This window comes from Candidatus Poriferisodalis sp. (assembly GCF_965219595.1).
Lineage (GTDB): Bacteria > Actinomycetota > Acidimicrobiia > Acidimicrobiales > Poriferisodalaceae > Poriferisodalis.
This window is the reverse complement of sequence record NZ_OZ244781.1, coordinates 3158316-3178517: the sequence shown is the minus strand read 5'-3', so window position 1 is coordinate 3178517 and position 20202 is coordinate 3158316. Positions and strand designations below refer to the sequence as shown.

Genomic DNA, 20202 nt, shown 5'->3' with positions numbered 1-20202 from the left:
CGAGGGTCGGTCCGGCTCGTTGTGCAGCGCTGTCGAACCTGGCCGCCGAAACCGGTTGCGTGGTGAGAAAATGGCGCTGTGAGCGAATCGAACGGGGATGCACCGCAGATTGACGGTGAGCGCTTGATGCGTCGCCTGGACGAGCTCGCTCAGATCGGTGCCATCGAGGGAACGCAAGGCAACTGCCGGCTGGCGCTCACCGACGAGGACCGGGCCGGGCGCGATTTGGTCGGCACGTGGATGGCAGACCTGGGGCTCGATGTCACCATCGACGGCCTGGGCAATGTCGTGGCCTGCACGGAGCCGGGACGCATTGCCGACTCGGTGATGATGGGCAGCCACATCGACACGGTGGCCACCGGCGGCCGCTACGACGGCAATCTCGGCGTGCTGGCCGGGCTGGAGGTCATCGAGTCGGTGCTGGCGAGCGGTCAGATGCCGGCTCGCCCCCTGTCGGTGGCCTATTTCACCGACGAGGAAGGAAGCCGATTCGCGCCCGACATGCTCGGCAGCCTCGCCTACGTGGGCGGCATGGCCCTCGAGGAAGCCCTGGAGATCACCGACCGCGACGGCATCGCGGTGGGCGACGAGCTGGATCGCATCGGTTATCGCGGTGCCGCGCCTGTGCCTGGCACAGTGCCCTACGCCTACATGGAGCTGCACATCGAGCAGGGCCCGGTGCTGGAATTCCACGAAACCCAGATCGGCGTGGTGGAAGGCGTGCAGGGCATCTCGTGGACCGAGGTCACGCTCGGCGGCCAGTCGAACCACGCCGGCACCACGCCGATGCCGCTGCGGCGCGACGCAGGGCTCGCTGCATGCCGCATCGCCGGCGAGGTGCGCGATATGGCGCACAACATCGGCGACTCGCAGGTCGGCACCGTCGGCTCCATCTCGCTGGTGCCGAACTTGGTCAACGTCATCGCTGGCTCGGCGGTGATGACCGTCGACTTGCGTAACACCTCCGAACCGATGCTCCAGCACGCGGAATCCCGACTCGACGAGATCGTGCGTCGCAATGCGGAGGAGGAACACCTCGACGCATCGATGCGACGCACCGCCCGCTTCGAACCGGTCGAGTTCCACCCAGCGGTCATCGACCTCGTCGAGCGCTGCGCGACCGAGGCGGGCCTGACGCACCGTCGCATGCCGTCTGGCGCAGGACACGACGCACAGATGCTGGCTCGTGTCTGCCCGACAGCGATGATCTTCGTACCCAGCTTCGACGGGGTCAGCCACAACCCGGCCGAATACACGGCACCTGAGGACATCGAGGCGGGTGCGAATCTGCTCGCTGACGTCGTGTGGCGACTGGCCAGCGGCGACATCGACGGCGAGCTGACCGCAGGCGGGGCACCAGCGTGAGACTGATCAACGTGGGAGCCGCGCAGCTCGGGCCCATCGCCCGCTACGAGACCCGCGCCAAGGTCGTGGAGCGGCTGATCGCCTTGCTGCATCAGGCGGCGGATCGAGGCTGCGACGTCGTGGTGTTCCCAGAGCTGGCGCTCACCACGTTCTTCCCGCGCTGGTACTTCCCGGATGACTCGCCCGAGCTGCTCGCATACTTCGAGACCGAGATGCCGTCGGCGGAGACCCAGCCGCTCTTCGACGAGGCCAAGCGGCTCGGCATCGGCTTCCACCTGGGCTATGCCGAGCTGACGCCAGACGGCCATCGCTTCAACACGGCGATCTTGGTTGACCGAGACGGCTGCCTCGTGGCCAAGTACCGCAAGGTGCACATTCCGGGGCATGAAGAGCACGAGCCCCAGCGTCCCTTCCAGCACCTGGAGCGTCGTTACTTCGAGGAGTCCGACGAAGGATTCAGCGTGTGGCGAGCTTTCGGCGGCGTGATGGGCATCGCCCTGTGCAATGACCGCCGCTGGCCCGAGACCTACCGGGTGATGGGACTGCAGGGCGTGGAGATGATCTTCATCGGCTACAACACGCCGCTGTTCTATGCCCCCGACCCGACACAGGATCCGCTGCAGGCTTTTCACAATCACCTCGTCATGCAGGCTGGCGCCTACCAGAACGGCACCTGGGTGGTCGGCGTGGCCAAGGGCGGAACCGAAGAGGGCGTGGAATCGCTCGCGCATTCGGCGGTGATCGCCCCGTCGGGCCAGATCGTGGCCCAGGCGGTCACCGACGGCGACGAGCTGATCACTGCCCAGTGCGACCTCGACTGGTGCTCGCACTACAAGAACACCCTGTTCAACTTCGACCGCTACCGCCGACCCGAGACCTACCAGCTGATCGGCCAGCAGAAGGGCGTGATCCCGCCGCCGTAGCGACCCGGTGGTGTGAGTTGCCCCGCAGTGGTGCGACAATGGCCGGCGGGGAGGGGACAACGAGGTCCCGGAGACGAGGATTCCAATGACCACCGAGTTCGTGCTGAACGGCACGCCGGTCACCGTCGCGAGCGATCACGAGCACCTGCTGGCGGCATTGCGAGATGAGCTGGGGATCATCTCGCCCAAGGACGGTTGCGCTCCGTCGGGTCAGTGCGGCTGCTGCACGGTGCTGGTGGACGGCAAGGCCCGGGTGGCCTGCCAGACCAGCCTCGAACGCTCAGCCGGCACCGAGATCACCACGGTCGAGGGCTTCGACGAAGCCGAGCTGGATGCGATGGCGAACACGTTCGCGGCGCACGGAGCCCTGCAGTGCGGTTTCTGCACGCCGGGCATCGTGGTGCGGCTCAAGGCCCTGCTCGACCGCAAGGGCTCGGCGCTGACACGTGAGGAAGCCAGCCGTCACCTGGGCGGGCACCTATGCCGCTGCACTGGCTACACCAAGATCCTCGACGCGGTGGAATCGCTGGCGGCGGGAGAGGTGCCGGTGGCGCTGCCGCCCAAGGGCGTCGGAAGCTCGGGCGTGCGTTACGAGGCCCGCGAGCTGACACTGGGCAGCCGTCCCTACATCGACGACATGTATCCGGCTGGGATGCTGCACGGTGCGCTGCGCTTCGCCGACCATGCCCGGGCTGACGTGCTGGCCATCGACACCGGCGCAGCCGAGGCCGTGCCCGGCGCGCAGGCGGTGTTCACTGCAGCCGACATCCCCGGCGTGCTGCGAGTGGGCCTGATCCACAAGGACTGGCCGGTGATGATCCCGGTCGGCGGGCGCACCTCCTACCTGGGCGACGTGCTCGCCATCGTGGTGGCCGACAACCGGCCTGCGGCGCGACGTGCTGCAGAGCTGATCGAGGTGTCCTACGACGTCCTTGATCCCATGACCGACCCGGTGCGCGTGAAAGACAGCGACATCGATGCCGTCTGGGAGCTCGACGGCAACATCCTGTCTCGCTCCACCTACTCCCGTGGCGACGTCGACGCTGCGCTGGCCGCCTCCGCGCATGTCGTGACTGAGACATTCCAAACCCAGCGCATCGAGCACGCCTATCTCGAGCCCGAATCGACGCTTGCCGTGCCCACGCCGGCCAACGGGGTCGCCGCCGGGCTGCACGTGTACACCGGCGGCCAGGGAATCTGGGACGACCGCAACGACATAGCAGCGGTGCTCGCGCTGGACCCGTCGGTGGTGACGACTGAGCTGGTCTCGAACGGTGGAGCATTCGGCGGCAAAGAGGACATGTCGAACCAGGCCCATACGGCGTTGGCGGCATGGCTGACGGGTCGTCCGGTGCGGATCACCCTGTCGCGTGAGGAGTCGCTCCTCATGCACCCCAAGCGGCACCCCATCCGCATGACGTATGAGGTCGGCTGCGACGCCGACGGCAAGCTCACTGCGGTACGGGCGCGCATGTTCGGCGACTCGGGTCCCTACGCCTCGGTGGGAATGAAGGTGCTGGAGCGATCGGCCGGGCATGCCACCGGGCCGTACCTGGTGCCGGCGGTGGATGTCGAGTCGGTCGCGGTGCGCACCAACAACCCGGTGTGCGGCGCGTTCCGGGGGTTCGGCGCCAATCAGGCACAGTTCGCCATGGAAGGCGTGATGGACCGGCTGGCCGAAACGGTGGGCATCAGCGGGTTCGAGATGCGTGAGCGCAACGTGGTGGTGCCCGGCGGAGTGTGGGGACCCGGCCAGATCATGGACGACGGCTGCCTGGGTGCCCAGGCGTGCCTCGACGCTGTGCGCGAGCCCTACGAGGCGGCCCGCGCCGCCGGCAAGCCGGTCGGGATCGGGCTGGGGCTGAAGAACTCCGGCCTCGGGAACGGTTTCAAGGAGATCGCCAAGGCCATCGTGCGCTTCTGTGACGACGGCACCGTCGAGGTACGTCACTGCTGGACCGAGATGGGCCAGGGCGTGCACACGGTCGCGCTGCAGGTCGCCGTGGAGGAACTCGGTGTCGACCCCGCAGCGGTGCGAGTGATCGTGGATTCCACACGCGAACTCGGCGCCGGCCAGACCACTGGCAGCCGAGGCACGCTCATGGGCGCCGGCGCAGTGGCCGATGCGTGCCGTGCTGCACTCGCCGACGGTTGCCGGCCCGAGACGGACTACGAGGGTGAGTACCGGGTGGACTGGACGAACTCGCTGTCGGAGGGTTTGGAGCACCCGGTCATCCATTCGACGTTCGGCTACGCCGCGCAGGTCGTCATTCTCGACCCCGATTCCGGCGACGTGGAGCGAGTCATCGCTGCTCACGACGTCGGCCGAGCTGTGAACCCGGTGCTCTGCGAGGGCCAGATTGAGGGCAGTGTGCACATGGGCCTCGGCTACGCACTCAGCGAGGGCTTTCCTGCCGACGCCGACGGGCGGCCGCTCAATTCCACGCTGCGCAGCCTCGCGATCATCCGGCCCAAGGACATGCCCGACGTCGATGTAATCCTGGTGGAGTCGCCGCAGCCCGGTGCTCCCTACGGCATCAAGGGCGTCGGCGAGATCGGTCTCGTGCCCACAGCCGGCGCAGTGGCGGCTGCGCTGCGCGAGCACGAGGGCGTCTGGCACAACGAGCTGCCGATGCGCAACCCGTCCAACCGCGAGCGGGCGGACGCCTGGATCTAGCCCGCTTCGATCACTGGCGACGTTCCTGGACACGGACGCGCGAGCACTGGCCTCAACGCGCTGCCTGCTCTGTCTGCTCAGGGGTTGGCGTGGGGGTTTGATCAATCATTTGCGACCACCATCAGGGCATCGGCTGCCACCGCGGTGTGCGGGGTGACGAGCAGCGGGTTGATTTCGATTTCGATGAGGCGGTGATCGTCGCGCACCAGCGTTTCCAGCAGTCTGACCGTGTTGACCACGGCATCGACGGCCCCGGCCGGACGACCCCGGTAGCCGGCGAGGACAGGCCACAGCCGCAGACTGCGAAGCGCTTCAAGGGTGTCGTCCGCCGCAGGCAACAGCAGGGAAGCTGTGTCGTCAAGCACCTCGGTCAGCGTGCCGCCGGCGCTCACCGTCAGCATCATGCCCACCGGCGGTGATGAGCGCACGCTGACCAACAGCTCGGCCACCACGTCAGTGATGCACGACTCCACCATCACCGCTCTGCCTCCGACGGCATCCCGCTCAGCAGCTGCGGCAACCGAGGCGGCATCGGCGAGCCCGACCACGACGCCACCGGCATCGCTCTTGTGTGCTGCACCGACGGTCTTGACAACGACTGGGTAGCCGATCTCATCCGCGGCAGCCACAGCCTGCTGGGGCTCGACCAGCCGACCCATCGGCACCTCGATGCCCGCCGCCGCCAGACGCGGCTTGGCCTCGTGCTCAGGCAGAACCGATGTGCCGAGGGGAGCCTCACGAGCCTTCACCACCAGCAAGCCCGCCCCGGGTTCTGTGCGGTCGAGATGGCGCCCCCATGCGGCGGCCGCCTCCAACGCAGACAGCGCGTTGTCGATGTCGCCGCAGGCAGCCAGCCCCCATCCGGCGGCTTGGGAGCGCACCTCGTCGGGCAGGTTCTCCGCCAGCGACGCCGCCACGACGCCGGGAGTGCCGCCGTTGGCGCAGGCCGTGGCGAACGCCTGCATCGTCGGCCACCAGCTCGAGCGATCCAGCCCCTCGGCGGGGAAGTCCAGCACCAGCATGGCGGCGTCGAACGGCGCCTCGCCAGATCCACCGCCTGTCGCGTCGGCGCCCAGGACAGATTCGAAACAGCGACTCAGCCTGTCCGGATCGCCCCAGATGTACGTGTGATAGTCGAGTGGGTTGGTGATCGCCACACGGCCATCCAGCGCAGATGCCACGCGGGCGGCGTGGTCGGGTGCGAACTGCGGAAAGCTCAGGTTGCGCCCGTGGCTGCGGTCGGCCACCAGCGCTGCCTCGCCGCCCGAGCAGCTCAATGACACCATCCGGTTGCCCCGCAGGGGGCCGACGGCGGACAGGGTGGCCAGAGTGTCGGCCAACTCGTCGACGGCATGGACACGGTGGATGCCCACCTTCCGAAACAAAGCTTCGTAGGCAGCGTTGTCGCCCACCAACGAGGCGGTGTGGGTGACCGCGATCGCACTCGACGACGGCGAGGCGCCGACCTTCAGGGCCACCACCGGAAGGCGTCGTCGGCGAGCCACTGCCGCGGCCTCGACAAAGCGCTCGACGTCGTTCAGCCCTTCTATGCACAGGCCCACGCCGGTTGTGGCCTCGTCGACGACCACTGCCTCGAACGCTTCTGAGATCCCCACGTCGGCTTGGTTTCCCAGGCTGATGACCCAGGCCACGTCGAGGCCGCGACGACTCATGGTCAGATTCACGGCGATGTTCCCGCTCTGGCTCAGCAGCGCCACTCCTCGGGGGCGGCGAACCAAGCCGTGGACGCCCGGCCACAGGGCGGCACCGGTCGGCGCTGAAAGCAGTCCAAAGCAGTTGGGGCCCAGCACGGCCATCGCGCCCGCTGCTTCGACCAGCTCGACTTGGCGGACCTTGCCGGCCGCGCCGACCTCGGCAAACCCCGAGGCGTGACAGACGGCGACGCCCACGCCGGCCTCGGAGAGCTGGCGCACGGTGTCGATCGTGGCGTCGTGGTCGACGCCGACGAAAGCGGCGTCGATGCCTTCGGGCAGCTCGGCGACCGAGGCGACCGTGGGCAGGTCGCTCAGGATGCGGCGAGGGTTGACCCCCCACATCTCGCCTGCGAAGCCGAATGCCCGGCAGGCGTCAATTGACCATTCGGCGGCGGCGCCTCCGACGAATGCCAGCGACCGTGGCCGCAACAGCCGATCCAACCGACCAGTCATGGCGGTTCAGCAGCCGAGGGGCCGCAGCATGTCGCGAGACACGATGTGGCGCTGGATCTCGCTGGTGCCGTCCCAGATGCGATCGACCCGGGCGTCGCGCCAGATTCGCTCCAGCGGAAGCTCGTCCATCAGCCCCATGCCGCCGAGGATCTGTATGGCCTCATCCGACACGAACTGCAGCATCTCGGTGGCCGACAGCTTGGCCATGGCGGCGTCGGCGTCGGTCATCTCGGCCCGCTCGGAGAGCCACGCGGCCCGGTAGGTCATCATCTCGGCTTGGGCGAGGCGGAGGCGCATGTCGGCCAGCTTGAACGACACGCCTTGGAATCGCCCGATCCGTTGACCGAACTGCTCACGCGTGGCGGCCCAGTCGAGTGCCACCGACAGTGCCCGGTCGGCGCGCCCCAGGCACACAGCGGCCACCTGCAGGCGGGTGCTTCCGAGCCACTCGTTGGCAACGTCGAAGCCTCGATGTTCCTCGCCGAGCAGTTTGCTCGCCGGCACCCGGGCGTTGTCAAAGTTCAGGATGAGGTTGTGGTAGCCCCGGTTTGACACGCAGTTGTAGCCGGGCACCCGTTCGACGCCGGGGGTGTCGAAGTCGACCAGCAGAGCCGAGATCAGCTTGCGCGGACTGCGGCCTGGGGTCTTCGCGTCTGGGGCATCGATGCCCGTGGTCGCGAACAGGATCACATAGTCGGCCAGGTCGGCGTGGCTGATGAAGTGCTTGGTGCCGTTCACCACGAATTCGTCTCCGTCGCGCTCGGCCCGGCAGGACATGCCGCGCAGGTCAGAGCCGGCGTCGGGCTCGCTCATGGCCAAGCACTCCACCCGTTCGCCTCGCACGGTGGGCACGAGGTATTCCGAGATCTGATCACCGGTGCAGGCCCGCAAGATGTTGGAGGGGCGGGCCACGATGTACTGCAGGGCGTAGGACGTCCAGCCGAAAGCCCGCTCGGCCATGGTGAGCGTCAAGTCGTCGAGCCCCCCGCCGCCGAGCTCGACGGGCATGTTGGCGGCGTAGAGGCCGGCATCGACGGCCCTGTTGCGTATCTGCTCCACCAGGTCGGGCGGAACCTGACCGGAGCGCTCCACCTCGTCCTCATGCGGCACGAGTTCGCGCATGGTGAAGGTGCGCACGGTGTCGACCACCATCTGCTGGGTGTCGTCGATCGAGAAATCCATAGGTGTTGCTGTCCTGGCTGTTGTGACGCTACGGGCAAGCGCGTCGGCGGAGTGGTCAGTGCAGTGCTACGTGGGAAGCAGTGCCATGCGGCTGCCGGCCTGCGGCGGCGTCGGCATCGATGCGTGTGCTGCGGTGATGGCCGCAACCGCCGCTGCTGGGCCGTCTGCCAACGGAGCACTGCGCCCGGCGGCCGTGTCGACATGAACCAGCATCTGCTCGCCGACGCACAGCACCTCATCGTGCTGATGCCCGTCGCACCTGTACATCGCGTGGAAGATGTGCAGGCGCTTGGCGTCGCTGCCCAGCACTTGGGTGGTGATCCGCAGCGGCTCGCCTGCCGACGCTTCGCGCAGATGAGTCAGGTGGGTCTCGGCTGTGTAGTACGAGTGGCCGGCGGCGCGGTAGGCCTCGTCGATCCCGATATAGCGGAACAGGGCATCAGCCGCCCAGCCGAACGCGGTCAGGAACGCCCACTCGGTCATGTGGCCGTTGTAGTCCACCCAGTCGGGCATCACGACGGTCGAGTAGAGGCTCAGGGGAGCAGCCACTTTGCTGCTCGGCGACCACTGTCGATGCTGTGCATTCGCGGCCACCAGAATGCGAGCTTCCCGCTCCGCCATCAGACGGCCTGCACCCAAGCCGCTGGGCCGAAGCGCCCTCATCACTGCCAGCAGGCCGTCGTCGCGCAGCCGTTCGAGTTCGGCAATCGACTGTGGGCCAGCTTGGTCCTCGCAGCCGGCGGCCATCGCCTCGATCAGCTCGGGGGTCAGCTCGGGAGCCTCCAGCCGTGTCCACGGCAACGCCAGTGCCGGGCCGAACTGGCTCAGCATGTGGCGCATGCCGCCGTCTCCTCCAGCGAGGTGGAACGTGAGATTTGTGCCCATGGCTGCCCAGCGCAGACCTGGGCCGTAGACGATGGCGTCGTCGAGCTCCGCAGTAGTGGCGACGCCGTCGTTCACCAAGTGCAGGTTCTCGCGCCACAGGGCTTCTTGGAGGCGGTCAGAGAGGTAGCCCTCGATCTCGTTGCGCACGACCAGCGGGTGCATCACCAGATCGTCGTAGTGCTCCAAGGCCGCGGCCAGTGTCTCGTCGCTGGTGGCCTCGCCCCGCACTACCTCGACCAGCGGCAGCAGGTACACGGGGTTGAACGGATGGCCGATCACGAGCCGCTCGGGATGAGCGAGCGGTTCCGCCAGCTTGCTGGGCAGCAGCCCCGACGAGCTGCTTGCGATTGGCGTGCCGGGATCAGCCGCAGCGTCCACTTCGGCCAGCAACGACTGCTTCAACGATTCGATCTCTGGGGCGCTCTCTTGCACAAAATCGGCTGAGGCGGCCACCTCTTGCGCGCTCGACGCCCAACGCAGCCTGTCGGGATCGGCATCGGGAAACAGTCCCAGGTCAGCCGCTGACGGCCATGCCCGCTCGATGGCCGACCGCAGCCGCATCTCAGCACCGTCACCCGGATCCCACGCCACGACGTCATGGCCCCGTGCCAAGACGCGCACCGCCCAGCCGGCGCCGATGACGCCAGTGCCCACGAGCCCGATGGTTCGCCGACTGTTCTTCACCACAGCAGCGCCCTCCCCCGACAACCCCAAACTAGGTTGCGTGCCCTGGCGAGTCACCCTGTTTCTTGTGCAGGCCCCTGGGGAGTCCCTGCATGTGGTGGAGGCTGTACGTGGCGCGAGGTGGCAGAGTGCTCGCCATGACCTCACCTGGATCAGTCACCTTCGGCCTGCTGCTGCCCTCGCGAGAGCTGGCGATGTATCCGCCGCACGACGGCGATCCCCGCCGACTTGTCGAGTGGGCCGTGCGAGCGGAAGAGCTTGGTTTCGACGCCGTGTGGATCGGCGACTCCTTGCTCGCCAAGCCGAGAGCGGAGCCGCTCTCGGTGCTGGCGGGCGTAGCGACGGCCACCGAGCGCATCGATCTCGGCACGGCGGTGCTGCTGGCCTCGATGCGCAACGCGGCCCAGCTTGCCCAGCAGGCCGCCACGGTGGATGCGCTGTCGGGCGGCAGGCTGATCCTGGGCGTCGGCGCAGGCCCGCCCGGAACGGAGGTCAACGCCGATTTTGATCTGGTCGGCACCGACTTCGGCCGGCGAGGCACTCGGATGATGGACGTGGTCCACGGTGCCCGTGAGCTCTGGCGCGCCGACGGCACATCGACCCAACAGCGGCTGCAGCCGGTCTGCGCAACCGAGGGCGGGCCACGCCTGTGGTTGGGCGGCTCGGGCCCTCGTGGTCTGGAACGCGCAGGCCAGCACTTCGACGGCTGGTTCCCCACGGCCCCGGTGGTGGGCGCCTTTGCAGAGCAGCTCGCCACCGTGCGCAGCCACGCGGCCGAAGCAGGCCGTGACCCGGATTCGATCACGGCGGCGGCGTACCTGACAGTCAACATCGGCGAGCCGGAAACCGCAGCCGCCGAGGTGGCCGAGCATTCGAAGCTCTACTACGGCGTGGAGATCGAGGTGCTGCGGCGGGTCATGGGCACCCACTCGGGCTCGCCGGCCGTGGTCGCTGGCTGGCTGCAGAGCTACATCGACGCTGGCTGCGAGCACATTTGCATCCGGTTGGCCTCGCCCGATGTCGACGCCCAGCTCGACCGCCTCGTCGAGCTGCTCTTCGAACTCCGTCAGTAGAGGAACCACGCTCTTCGGCCTGAATGGTTCCGTTCGGGCTCAGCGGAAGCTGCTCAATCGGTACTGGGGCTGGGGTTACGCTCGCAGCCGTGAGCGAGGGGGGTGCGACGACGCCGGGACTGGTGTGCTCGCATCATCACCTCTATTCGGCGCTGGCCAGGGGCATGCCTGCACCGCCACGCACGCCAGGGGGCTTTGCCGAAATCCTCGAGTTGGTCTGGTGGAGGCTGGATCGGGCGCTCGACCTCGAGATGCTGGAGTGGTCGGCGAAGCTGGGTGCGTTGGAAGCTCTGGAGTCGGGCTGCACGGCCATTGTCGATCATCACGAATCGCCCAACGCAATTGACGGCTCGCTCGACGTCATCGCAACGGCCTGCGCCGAGGTCGGCGTGCGGGTGAGCTGTTGCTACGGCGTCACCGACCGTCACGGCGCCGACGGTGCCAGGCGCGGCCTCGCAGAGAACGAGCGCTACCTGGCCGCTGGCGGCCAGGGGTGCGTCGGGGTCCATGCGTCGTTCACCTGCACCGATGACACGCTGGCCGCAGCCGCCGACTTGGCTCGCCGGTACGACGTGGGCGTGCACATCCACGTAGCCGAAGGACCTCCTGATGCGGATGCCGCAGCGCGGCTGGCCGGTCTCTGTGACGAACGCTGGCTGCTCATCCATGGTGTGCACCTGCCCACCGACCACGGCCTCGCGGGGACGATCGTGCACAACCCGCGCTCCAACATGAACAACGCAGTCGGCTACGCCGATCCCAGCCGGTTCGCTGAATCGAACCCCATCGCGCTCGGCACCGACGGCATCGGCGCAGACATGCTCGATGAGTTCAGGGTGGCCTATGCCCGGCTACGAGAGCACGACGTCACCGCATCGCCCGACCCGCCGTGGGAGTGGCTCGCAGAAGGCTGGGAGCTGATGCCTGACGCCCGCAGCGACACGGTGCGCTGGTCGTACCCCAGCGCCGATCCGTGGCATCTCGCCTACACGCCCGGCGTGCATCCGCTCGACATCACGATCGACGGTGAGCAGGTGCTGGCCGGCGGCATCGCGACGCGTGTCGACGCCGCCGAAGTGCGGGCCAAGGCGGCCGAGCAGGCCCAGCGGCTGTTCGCGGCGCTCGACGAGCTCGACTGAGACCGAGCTCGACGGAAACACTGGATTGGGGAGGTCAGCAATGGGTGCGATGGTGAACCGGAACCCGCTGTTCGACGGGCGCGACTGGCCGGCAGTGTCGCCTGAGGTGATGGCGTTTCACCGCCGGCTGCCTGCGTATGCGCCGACACTGGTCATCGATGCTCCCCGGCTGGCCGACAGCCTGGGCGTGGGGCGGGTGCTCGTGAAAGCCGAGACGCAGCGCATGGGCCTGCCCTCATTCAAGATTCTGGGTGCTTCGTGGGCTTCATACCGCGCCGTCTGCGAGCACATCGGCGATGAGCCCCCGCCGTGGGCCAACATCAACGAGCTGGCGGCCAGCCTGGCGCACCTGCGGCCGATGACGCTGGCGGCTGCCACCGATGGCAACCACGGGCGAGCGGTCGCCTTCATGGCACGCCTGCTGGGCTTCGACGCGCACATCCTGGTACCCGACGGCACCTCGGAGGCTCGCATCGCCGCGATCGAGGGCGAGAGCGCGACGGTGACCGTCGTGGACGGCACCTACGACGACGCCATAGAACAGAGCGCAGAGATGGCCGGTGATCGCTGCCTGGTCGTGTCGGACACCTCGTGGCCGGGGTACGAGACGATCCCCGCCAACGTTGCCGAGGGCTACACGACGATCTTCGCCGAGGTCGACGACGCGCTCGCTGCCAACGGCATCGACCAACCAGATCTGGTTGCGGTCCCCGTGGGTGTCGGCGCTTTCATGGCTGCCGCCGTCACCCACTACCGCAGCGGGAAGCACCGGCCGGTGCTGGTGTCGGTGGAGCCCGACGACGCCAACTGCGTGCAGATGTCGACAATCAACGGGGAGATCACCGAGACCCCCGGTCCGCACCGGTCGATCATGGTCGGCCTCAACTGCGGGGTGCCCTCGCCGCTGGCGTGGCCGATGATGGCGAGCGGCGTCGACTGGTGCGTGTCGGTGAACAGCGACGCAGCCGGTGCTGCCATGGGGGACCTGGCCGATTCTCAAGTCGTCGCTGGCGAGACCGGCAGCGCCTCGCTGGCTGGCGTGCGAGCACTCCTGGCCGATGAGCAGGGCTCAGCGGCGCTGGACGACCCCGCAAGCGCCACCGTGCTGGTCATGGTGACCGAAGGCGCCACCGACCCAGCGAACTACGAACGCATCGTCGGCCGCCCACACACCCAGGTTGGCCGGGTGCTATCCGCAGTACGTTGAGCGCCAGCCAAGTGGCCTGAAACACGGGGGAGGCTCGTCATGCCGCTGGATCAAGCGAACTATCAGGCAATGCTCATCGACAAGCGCGACAACGGCGTCGCCGTGGTCACGCTGAACCGCCCAGAACGGCTCAACGCCGTGAACGGCCAGATGCACCACGAGATGGCCAGCTTCACCCGTGACGCCCAGACCGACGACGACGTGAAGGTCGTGGTGCTCGCCGGTTCGGGCCGTGCGTTCTGTGCGGGGGGCGACTTCAGCGACACCGGCGGGCCGGCAGTCAGCTTCGAAGAGGGGCGCCAGATCGTCGATCACCTGCTCGAGCTGCGCAAGCCGATCATCTCCGCCGTGCAGGGCTATGCCATGGGACTCGGTGCCAACATCGCCCTGTTGTGCGATGTCGTCGTGGCGGGGCACGGCTCGGTGTTTGCCGACACGCACGTCAACATGGGCATCGGCGCGGGCGACGGCGGCCAGGTGATCTGGCCGCTGCTGATGGGGGTCAACCGGGCCAAGTGGCATCTCATGACCGGCGAGCGGGTCACCGGCCAGATGCTCTACGACATGGGGCTCGTCAACTTCCTGGTGGACGATGACGCGATTCTCGACACGGCAGTCGAGAAAGCCGACCAGCTCGCCGCTGGCCCGCAGAAGGCCATCAGCGCCTCGAAGGTGCCGATCAACAACTGGATCCGGCAGATGTCCGCACAGATCCTGCCGCTGTCGCTGAGCCTGGAAGGCGAGACGTTCCACAGCAGCGACGCCCGGGAAGCCCAGCGGGCGTTCGTGGAGAAGCGACCACCCAAGTTCGACTAGCCAGTCGTGGCGCTGCTCAGATGATGAAGGGCAGGTTCGGCAGCGGCGAAGTGGAGTTCACCAGCTCCACCTTCTTGCTCGCCATGCGCAGTCCGTCGGCTGTGCGCCGCAAGCGGTGCGTCGCCCGGCCCGCCCAGAGGCGCAGGTGGCCCGTGGCCTGCACGGCGTGCTCGTAGAGCACGAAGTTGCTGCCCACCTCGAATTCGTCGCCTTCCGCGCTCAGGATCTCGATGTTCGACACCACCCGGCGCATCGATGACGGCGGGTCCTGTGCGTGATGAACGCCGGTGGCGAGCTGCCGGATACGGGTGCCCAGGCGGGCCCGGTTGTCGTTGATGTAGCTGACCCGGGTGCCGGGCTCGTAGTCACCCGGGCCGAATGGCACCCAGTAGTGCATGTCGTCGGTGACCAGCGCTTCCCAGTCGTCGTAGCGGGATTCGTCCGCGAGCCGAGCTTCGAGATACACGAACGCCTCGATGTCGCGACGCGTTGGTTCGTCGACTACGGCCATTGCAGTGGCTCAGGTGCCGTTGTGCCGGCCGCCCGCTGCGCCGGCCATGACCTCGCGGTAGTGGTGCCAGAAGCCGCGATTGGTGGTTTCGTCGGTGATGTCGCTCCAGCGCTGGCCGTCTTCGATGTGCTCTCGTTCGAGGCCCCGGCTGAGGTCCACCCAGCCGTCCTCGCCGGCAGCGGCGCCCTCGAAGGCCCGGTGCATGCGTTCGGCGATCACGGCATCGTCGGTGAGGAAGAACGATGCAGGGCCCATCGCCGCTTCGGACTGCAGCACGAGCCGCCGGTTGACACTCTCATCGGTGCCCTCGACCAGCAGGGGAGTGTGACGGTGCACCGTGACGCCCGGCGAGACCGGTTCGATCCGGGCGATGTTCATCTCGGCCAGGAACAGGTTCGGGAACACCAGCGCGTGCGGCGGGCCGTCCCACATGATCGTCTTGGCCTTCTCGGGGCCATAGGACCCCTCGAGAGCTTCGCAGTAGTCGGCAACCTTCTCGCGTGTGGTGCCGAGCCACGCCAATTCAGCGGTGTAGCTGCGGCGGAAGTCGAGTTCGAGATGGCCGCCGTCGTAGGCGCGGGTGGCCGACTCTGAGGCCTCCTCGCCGGTCATCACGATCTCGTCGTAGTAGGTGTCGGGAACGGCCCGGGCCATCGAGGCGTGCGTGAAGTTGAGGTGGTAGCCGTCGTGGTCGCTCTCGGGCCACATCTTCCAGTTCGAGTCGATCCGCTGGCCGATCCAGCCGGCCGAGAGGCGGACCCTGCCGGTGGGCGACATATTGGAAGTGCGATCGATGAGATCAGTGCCGCCTGCGCCGAGATGGTCGCTGAGCGGCCCGGCGGTGCCGCTGCGGTTGGCGAACACGAAGCCCCGGTAGTCGTCGACCTGCCCGGGTCGATCGAGCCCCAGATCGGCGGTGTCCTTGTGGAAGCCCTTGGGCCCAGGCACACCGAGCAGCGTGCCGTCGAGGTCGTAGGTCCAGCCGTGGTAGGCGCAGCGGAAGTTGCGGTTGTTGCCGTCGTTCTGCGGGCAGAGCGTGGTGCCGCGGTGCGCGCAGCGATTTGCCACGACGCTGATCGCACCGTCACGGTTGCGCACCATGAGCACCGGCTCAGTGCCGAGGCGCCGGGAGACCCAGTCGCCGACCTCGGGAACCTCCGATTCGTGGCCCACGAAGACCCAGCCGTCGGTGAAGATGCGCTGCATCTCGTCGGCGAACACCGTGGGATCGGTGTAGAGGCTGCCGTGGATGCGGTCGTCCTGCACGAGGTATCGGTATTCGTTCGATGCCGTCGAGTTCTGCACGGTCAGTGCCATCGATGTTCCCCCTCGGTGTCATCGAACGCTAGGCGCTCACGCCCAGTGGCCGCTGATACCAGCTAAATGCCGGGTGTGCGGTAGCCGTCGCGCCGCCACAGGATGGGGAAGTGGTTCTCGTCCATCTCGTCGTCGGCGAGCCGCGCATAGCGGGCGTAGATCGGGCCGTTGCCCTCGCCGAAGCCAGCCCGGTCGAACCGGGCCTCGCTGGAGGCGCAGTGCAGCACGAGCGCACGCCGGTGCCGATCGGACTCATTCGGCCCCGACCCGTGCCAAGTCCAGCCGTGATGGAACGATCCGCCCCCGGCGGGCACTTCCACCGGAGCAATGTCGAGTTCAGCACGCGCGGCATCCGCCGCAGCAGTGACGGTCGCTCGATAGTCCTCAGGCGCGTGGAACTCGCCCATCTGATCGCCGCCGGTGGGCCAGCGGTGTGATCCCCGTGCGATCTCCATGGTGCCCCCACAAGCCGCCGTGTCGTCCAACGCGATCCAGCACGAGAACATCTCGGTCGGCCTGTACCAGGCCAGGTAGGCGTTGTCTCGATGGAAACCGACAGAACGGGCGCCGGGAGGCTTCCACAGCACGTTGTCCTGGATGATGCGGGCACCAGGCCAGCCGGCCAGCGTGGCCACGGCCTCGCCGAACCTGGCGTCGAGCACCGTCGAGGCAATCAGCCGGTCAGCCTTCCAACCGTTGCAGATCTGCCGTGTCAGCGTCGGATCGTCGCGGCCCGAGAGCCAGTTGACCTCATCTGGGGAGATGCCGGTCTCGAAGTCGCCGCAGAACAGCCGCTCGAACCGCTCCCTGAGCGGCTCGATCAGGTCGGGTTCGATCAACGAGTCAACCGTGACGAAGCCGTCAGCCTCGAACGATGCCACATCGCCGGCCGCGAGCATCTTCCCAAGCTAGTTCCGGCACGTCGCCGTACTCTCGAAGGGCGCATCACGAAGGGATCGAAGTGACATGACGGCTGAGCCGGCATTTGCACCGGGCACGCCCGGCTACCAGGCGATCGTGGACCATGCGCTGATGACGACCCGAGGCGTGCGCCAGCGTCTCGACTTCGACCGGGAGGTCGATGACCAGACCATCCTCGACTGCATCGACGTGGCCGAGCAGGCGCCGACCGGGGGGAACAACGGCAGCCGTCGTTGGATGATCATCAGGGATCAGCAGACCAAGGATCGGATGGCCGAGCTGTACCTGTCGGCGGGCGTCGATTGGGTGATCAAGACAGCGAAGCGGCTGGAGGGCAGCGGCCACCAGAACGAACGGTTGATGGCTGGTGCACGTCATCTCGGCGAGAACATCGCCAGGACGCCGGCGCTCGTCATCCCCACGATTCTCGGGCGCCATGACGGCAGCGGACGGCCCGGGCTCTTCGACTCAGTGATCCAGTCGGCGTGGAGCTTCATGGTCGCGCTGCGGAGCCGAGGCCTGGGGACCGTGTGGACCACGATGTACCTCAACGAGGCGCCCGCGGTCGCCGAATTGCTGGAACTACCAGACCACGTGACGCAGATCTGCCTGTTCCCGGTGGCCTACACGATCGGCACCGACTTCAAACCGACGTCGCGGCGCTACCCGGCCGCCGACATCGCCTATTTCGATCGCTACGGCCGGACCAAGACACCCAGCGGACCGGGCGTCGTCGATGAGATCGATCTCAAGGCCAAGCCTGACGCCGTTCGGACCGCCATCGAATCGCTCGACTCGCCACCCGAGCGCTGGCGTTTCGACGTCGAGCAGGTGCCCGGCGGCAGTCGGTTGCGCCTGCACGCCCCGGTCGATGCTGGCGGCGACCCATCGGCGACGCTGGCCGAGGTTCGGCAAACGCTCGGCGCGCTCGCTCAGCAGCTCAAGAGCTAGCTCATCCGCCGTATCTGATGTTCAGGATGTCCTAGGACATCCTGCTGTGTCTGATGTTTCGGATGAGCTAGCTCATCCGGCTGTGTTTGATGTTCCGGAAGTCTTACGACATCCGGAAGTCGGGGTCGTGGCGGCGGAGTTCGCGGCGGGCGATAGTCATCTTGTGGACCTCGTCGGGGCCGTCAGCGATCCGCAGCGTCCGCATCTGGGCGTACATCTCGGCCAGCGGGAAGAACTGGGTGACGCCGCCGGCGCCGTGCACCTGGATGGCCCGATCGATGATCTTCAGCGCCATGTTGGGCACCACCACCTTGATGCCGGAGATCTCCTGCGCGGCGGCCTTGTTGCCGATGGTGTCCATCAGATGTGCCACATGCAGCACATACTCGCGGGCCTGGTCGATCTCGATGCGTGCTTCGGCGATCCAGTCTTGGATGAGGCCTTGCTGGGCAACCGACTTGCCGAAGGTGTGGCGTTCGAGCGCCCGCTTGCACATGTACTCGAGTGCCCGTTCGGCTACGCCGATCGAGCGCATGCAGTGGTGGATGCGTCCGGGGCCTAGCCGGGCCTGGCTGATGGCGAATCCCTCGCCCTCGCCTCCGAGGATGTGGTCCTCGGGCACGCGCACGTTCTCGTACACCAACTCGGGATGACCGCCCCGGTGGTGGTAGCCGAACACCAGCGGGTCGCGTTCCACCGTGATGCCTTCTGCGTCGCGGGGCACCACGATCATCGACTGCTGGCGATGGCGCGGGCCGTCGGGGTCGTTCTTGCCCATCACGATGAGCACTTTGCACTCGGGCCGCAGCGCGTTCGAGGAGAACCACTTGCGCCCGTTCAGCACGTACTCGTCGCCGTCCTTGTCGATCCGCAGGCGGATGTTGGAGGCATCCGAGCTGGCAACCTCGGGCTCGGTCATGGAAAAGGTCGAGCGGAACTCTCCCTCCAGCAGCGGTGCCAGGTACTGCTGCTTGACCCGCTCGGAGCCGTACAGGTTCAGAATCTCCATGTTGCCGGTGTCAGGTGCCGCGCAGTTCAGCGCCTCGGAGCTGAACGACACCTTGCCGAGTTCTTCGGAGATCGGCGAGTAGTCGAGGTTGGAGAGCTTGGTGCCGGGCGCCTGCGGGTCGAGGTGGGGGATGAACAGGTTCCACAGGCCGCGTTCGCGCGCCGCCGCCTTGAGCTTCTCCATGATCGCCGGGGTGGCGTGCACCTGCCCGGCGGCTACGAGCTCTTCGTACTGCTCGTTGTACTCCTCCTCGTTGGGATAGATGTGATCGTCCATGAACGACTTGACGGCCTCCTGCATCTCGAGGCCCTTGTCGGTGTAGGCGTGCGCCATGTCGGTGCTCCCGTTTCGTCGGTGAGGTGGGGCGAGGTCGGCACCCTTCGGTGAGCGGGCGCCACTGCGCCCCGAAAGCTAGCCCGCGGACGTGCGACGTTTCAGAGCCGCGGCCGGGCGGCGGCAACAGCGGGTGTGGCCCACGGGCGCGGCACGCCGCGGCAGATCAAGTTGTGGAAGGTCAGATGTAACTGGCGACGCCGCCATCGATGGTCAGGCAGCTGCCGTTGATGTAGTTGGCGGCATTGCTGGCCAGGAACACGATCCCGGAGGCAACCTCTTCAGGTGTGCCGTAGCGGCCTTGGGGCACACCGGTGGAGTTGCGGGCGAAGATGGCCTCGGCATCGGTGTCGTTGGCCTCGGCGATCTCCGCCGCAGCTCGTTCCCACATATCGGTACGGATCAGGCCGGGGATGATGGTGTTGGTGAGCACGTTGTCGGCGCCGTACTTGGTGGCCAGCGCTTTGGCCGTCGCGACCATCGCAGCCTTGGTTGCGGCGTAGTCGATGAGGGCAGGGTTGGGTGAGAATGCGGCACCTGTCGCCACCATCACGACCCGTCCCCATTTCTGCTTGCGCATGTGGGGCAAGCAGTGCCGGGTGCATCTCACCGCTGACATCAGGTTGAGCTGGTGCAGATCGCTCCAGTCGTCGTCAGACATGAACAAGAAGTTGCGCGACGGCGATGCGCCGACGTTATTGACCAGGATGTCTGCTGGGCCCGCATCGGCAGTTGCGGCATCCAGGAACTGCTGTGTGGAATCGGCATCGGCCATGTCGGCGGTGTATCCCCGAACCGCGCCGGTGCCCGATGGGGGCGAATAGGAGGCCAGCGACTCCACAGCTTCGCTGCCTCTCGCGCAGAACGCCACCAATGCTCCGTGGTCGGCCAGCAGCCGCACGGCGGCTTCGCCGATTCCCTTGCTGGCGCCGGTCACCAGCGCCACTCGTCCTGACAGGTCCATGTCCAGCATTGCGTTCTCCCGAGGTCAGATGTTCTCGTTGTTCGACGACTTCGTGGGTGGCGGGGTCGATGTTGCGG

Annotated in this window: 16 protein-coding genes; 8 read left to right on the top strand and 8 right to left on the bottom strand. The window is 67.2% G+C overall.

All coding sequences use genetic code 11. From position 1 onward, the window contains the following. The first annotated feature begins 78 nt into the window (after nt 1–78). The 3 genes from ACOQPE_RS14035 to ACOQPE_RS14025 all read left to right on the top strand — a co-directional run bounded on the left by ACOQPE_RS14035 (nt 79) and on the right by ACOQPE_RS14025 (nt 4965). Complete coding sequence (locus tag ACOQPE_RS14035; protein ID WP_420609512.1) at nt 79–1365, top strand: Zn-dependent hydrolase; 1287 nt, start codon at nt 79–81, stop codon at nt 1363–1365. Continuing rightward, on the top strand, nt 1362–2288 hold the full coding sequence (locus tag ACOQPE_RS14030; protein WP_420609511.1) for an N-carbamoyl-D-amino-acid hydrolase: 927 nt from the start codon (nt 1362–1364) through the stop codon (nt 2286–2288). The genes ACOQPE_RS14035 and ACOQPE_RS14030 overlap by 4 nt, the downstream gene beginning before the upstream one ends. Nucleotides 2289–2373: 85 nt before the next feature. Further along, nucleotides 2374–4965 (top strand): molybdopterin cofactor-binding domain-containing protein, encoded by a 2592-nt coding sequence (locus ACOQPE_RS14025; RefSeq protein ID WP_420609510.1) that lies wholly within the window; start codon nt 2374–2376, stop codon nt 4963–4965. 101 nt (nt 4966–5066) lie between these two features. Here ACOQPE_RS14025 and ACOQPE_RS14020 read toward each other — a convergent pair whose 3' ends face one another. From ACOQPE_RS14020 to ACOQPE_RS14010, 3 genes are all read right to left on the bottom strand, one after another. Next, a complete protein-coding gene (locus tag ACOQPE_RS14020) occupies nt 5067–7133 on the bottom strand; it encodes an acetate--CoA ligase family protein (RefSeq protein WP_420609509.1) in 2067 nt (688 codons plus the stop codon). 6 nt (nt 7134–7139) lie between these two features. Then, on the bottom strand, nt 7140–8315 hold the full coding sequence (locus tag ACOQPE_RS14015; protein ID WP_420609508.1) for an acyl-CoA dehydrogenase family protein: 1176 nt from the start codon (nt 8313–8315) through the stop codon (nt 7140–7142). Nucleotides 8316–8381: 66 nt separating this feature from the next. Then, nucleotides 8382–9854, bottom strand: coding sequence for a 3-hydroxyacyl-CoA dehydrogenase NAD-binding domain-containing protein (locus ACOQPE_RS14010; RefSeq protein WP_420609507.1), 1473 nt, complete (start codon nt 9852–9854; stop codon nt 8382–8384). A gap of 167 nt (nt 9855–10021) precedes the next feature. On the opposite strand from ACOQPE_RS14010, the gene ACOQPE_RS14005 reads away from it, so the two are divergent. The 4 genes from ACOQPE_RS14005 to ACOQPE_RS13990 all read left to right on the top strand — a co-directional run bounded on the left by ACOQPE_RS14005 (nt 10022) and on the right by ACOQPE_RS13990 (nt 14119). Next, on the top strand, nt 10022–10957 hold the full coding sequence (locus tag ACOQPE_RS14005; RefSeq protein WP_420609506.1) for an LLM class flavin-dependent oxidoreductase: 936 nt from the start codon (nt 10022–10024) through the stop codon (nt 10955–10957). 89 nt (nt 10958–11046) lie between these two features. After that, a complete protein-coding gene (locus tag ACOQPE_RS14000) occupies nt 11047–12096 on the top strand; it encodes an amidohydrolase family protein (RefSeq protein WP_420609505.1) in 1050 nt (349 codons plus the stop codon). A 40-nt stretch (nt 12097–12136) separates the two neighbouring features. Next, nucleotides 12137–13303, top strand: coding sequence for a diaminopropionate ammonia-lyase (locus tag ACOQPE_RS13995; RefSeq protein ID WP_420609504.1), 1167 nt, complete (start codon nt 12137–12139; stop codon nt 13301–13303). A gap of 39 nt (nt 13304–13342) precedes the next feature. Beyond that, nucleotides 13343–14119 carry an enoyl-CoA hydratase/isomerase family protein gene (locus tag ACOQPE_RS13990; protein WP_420609503.1) on the top strand — a complete coding sequence of 259 codons (777 nt, stop codon included), beginning with the start codon at nt 13343–13345 and terminating at the stop codon, nt 14117–14119. A 16-nt stretch (nt 14120–14135) separates the two neighbouring features. On the opposite strand, the gene ACOQPE_RS13985 is transcribed toward ACOQPE_RS13990, so the two are convergent. The 3 genes from ACOQPE_RS13985 to ACOQPE_RS13975 form a co-directional block, all read right to left on the bottom strand. Then, the gene (locus tag ACOQPE_RS13985; RefSeq protein WP_420609502.1) at nt 14136–14630 is read right to left on the bottom strand and encodes an aromatic-ring-hydroxylating dioxygenase subunit beta; all 495 of its coding nucleotides are present in this window, start codon (nt 14628–14630) and stop codon (nt 14136–14138) included. Nucleotides 14631–14639: 9 nt separating this feature from the next. Next, nucleotides 14640–15947, bottom strand: coding sequence for an aromatic ring-hydroxylating oxygenase subunit alpha (locus tag ACOQPE_RS13980; RefSeq protein WP_420609501.1), 1308 nt, complete (start codon nt 15945–15947; stop codon nt 14640–14642). Between the two features lie 62 nt (nt 15948–16009). Continuing rightward, nucleotides 16010–16846: a phytanoyl-CoA dioxygenase family protein gene (locus tag ACOQPE_RS13975; RefSeq protein WP_420609500.1), complete on the bottom strand. Its 837-nt coding sequence runs from the start codon at nt 16844–16846 to the stop codon at nt 16010–16012. Between the two features lie 67 nt (nt 16847–16913). Here ACOQPE_RS13975 and ACOQPE_RS13970 point away from each other — a divergent pair, with 67 nt between their 5' ends. Then, nucleotides 16914–17819, top strand: coding sequence for a nitroreductase family protein (locus tag ACOQPE_RS13970; protein ID WP_420609499.1), 906 nt, complete (start codon nt 16914–16916; stop codon nt 17817–17819). Between the two features lie 103 nt (nt 17820–17922). Here ACOQPE_RS13970 and ACOQPE_RS13965 read toward each other — a convergent pair whose 3' ends face one another. Then, nucleotides 17923–19161 (bottom strand): acyl-CoA dehydrogenase family protein, encoded by a 1239-nt coding sequence (locus ACOQPE_RS13965; RefSeq protein WP_419853607.1) that lies wholly within the window; start codon nt 19159–19161, stop codon nt 17923–17925. A 181-nt stretch (nt 19162–19342) separates the two neighbouring features. Then, nucleotides 19343–20134: an SDR family NAD(P)-dependent oxidoreductase gene (locus ACOQPE_RS13960; RefSeq protein WP_420609498.1), complete on the bottom strand. Its 792-nt coding sequence runs from the start codon at nt 20132–20134 to the stop codon at nt 19343–19345. Nucleotides 20135–20202: the final 68 nt, after the last annotated feature.

Coding starts and splice junctions, on each gene's coding strand:
- ACOQPE_RS14025 (WP_420609510.1), top strand. CDS start 2,374: ATGACCACCGAGTTCGTGCTGAACGGCACGCCGGTCACCGTCGCGAGC.
- ACOQPE_RS14020 (WP_420609509.1), bottom strand. CDS start 7,133: ATGACTGGTCGGTTGGATCGGCTGTTGCGGCCACGGTCGCTGGCATTC.
- ACOQPE_RS14015 (WP_420609508.1), bottom strand. CDS start 8,315: ATGGATTTCTCGATCGACGACACCCAGCAGATGGTGGTCGACACCGTG.
- ACOQPE_RS14005 (WP_420609506.1), top strand. CDS start 10,022: ATGACCTCACCTGGATCAGTCACCTTCGGCCTGCTGCTGCCCTCGCGA.
- ACOQPE_RS13995 (WP_420609504.1), top strand. CDS start 12,137: ATGGGTGCGATGGTGAACCGGAACCCGCTGTTCGACGGGCGCGACTGG.
- ACOQPE_RS13990 (WP_420609503.1), top strand. CDS start 13,343: ATGCCGCTGGATCAAGCGAACTATCAGGCAATGCTCATCGACAAGCGC.
- ACOQPE_RS13985 (WP_420609502.1), bottom strand. CDS start 14,630: ATGGCCGTAGTCGACGAACCAACGCGTCGCGACATCGAGGCGTTCGTG.
- ACOQPE_RS13980 (WP_420609501.1), bottom strand. CDS start 15,947: ATGGCACTGACCGTGCAGAACTCGACGGCATCGAACGAATACCGATAC.
- ACOQPE_RS13975 (WP_420609500.1), bottom strand. CDS start 16,846: ATGCTCGCGGCCGGCGATGTGGCATCGTTCGAGGCTGACGGCTTCGTC.
- ACOQPE_RS13970 (WP_420609499.1), top strand. CDS start 16,914: ATGACGGCTGAGCCGGCATTTGCACCGGGCACGCCCGGCTACCAGGCG.
- ACOQPE_RS13965 (WP_419853607.1), bottom strand. CDS start 19,161: ATGGCGCACGCCTACACCGACAAGGGCCTCGAGATGCAGGAGGCCGTC.
- ACOQPE_RS13960 (WP_420609498.1), bottom strand. CDS start 20,134: ATGCTGGACATGGACCTGTCAGGACGAGTGGCGCTGGTGACCGGCGCC.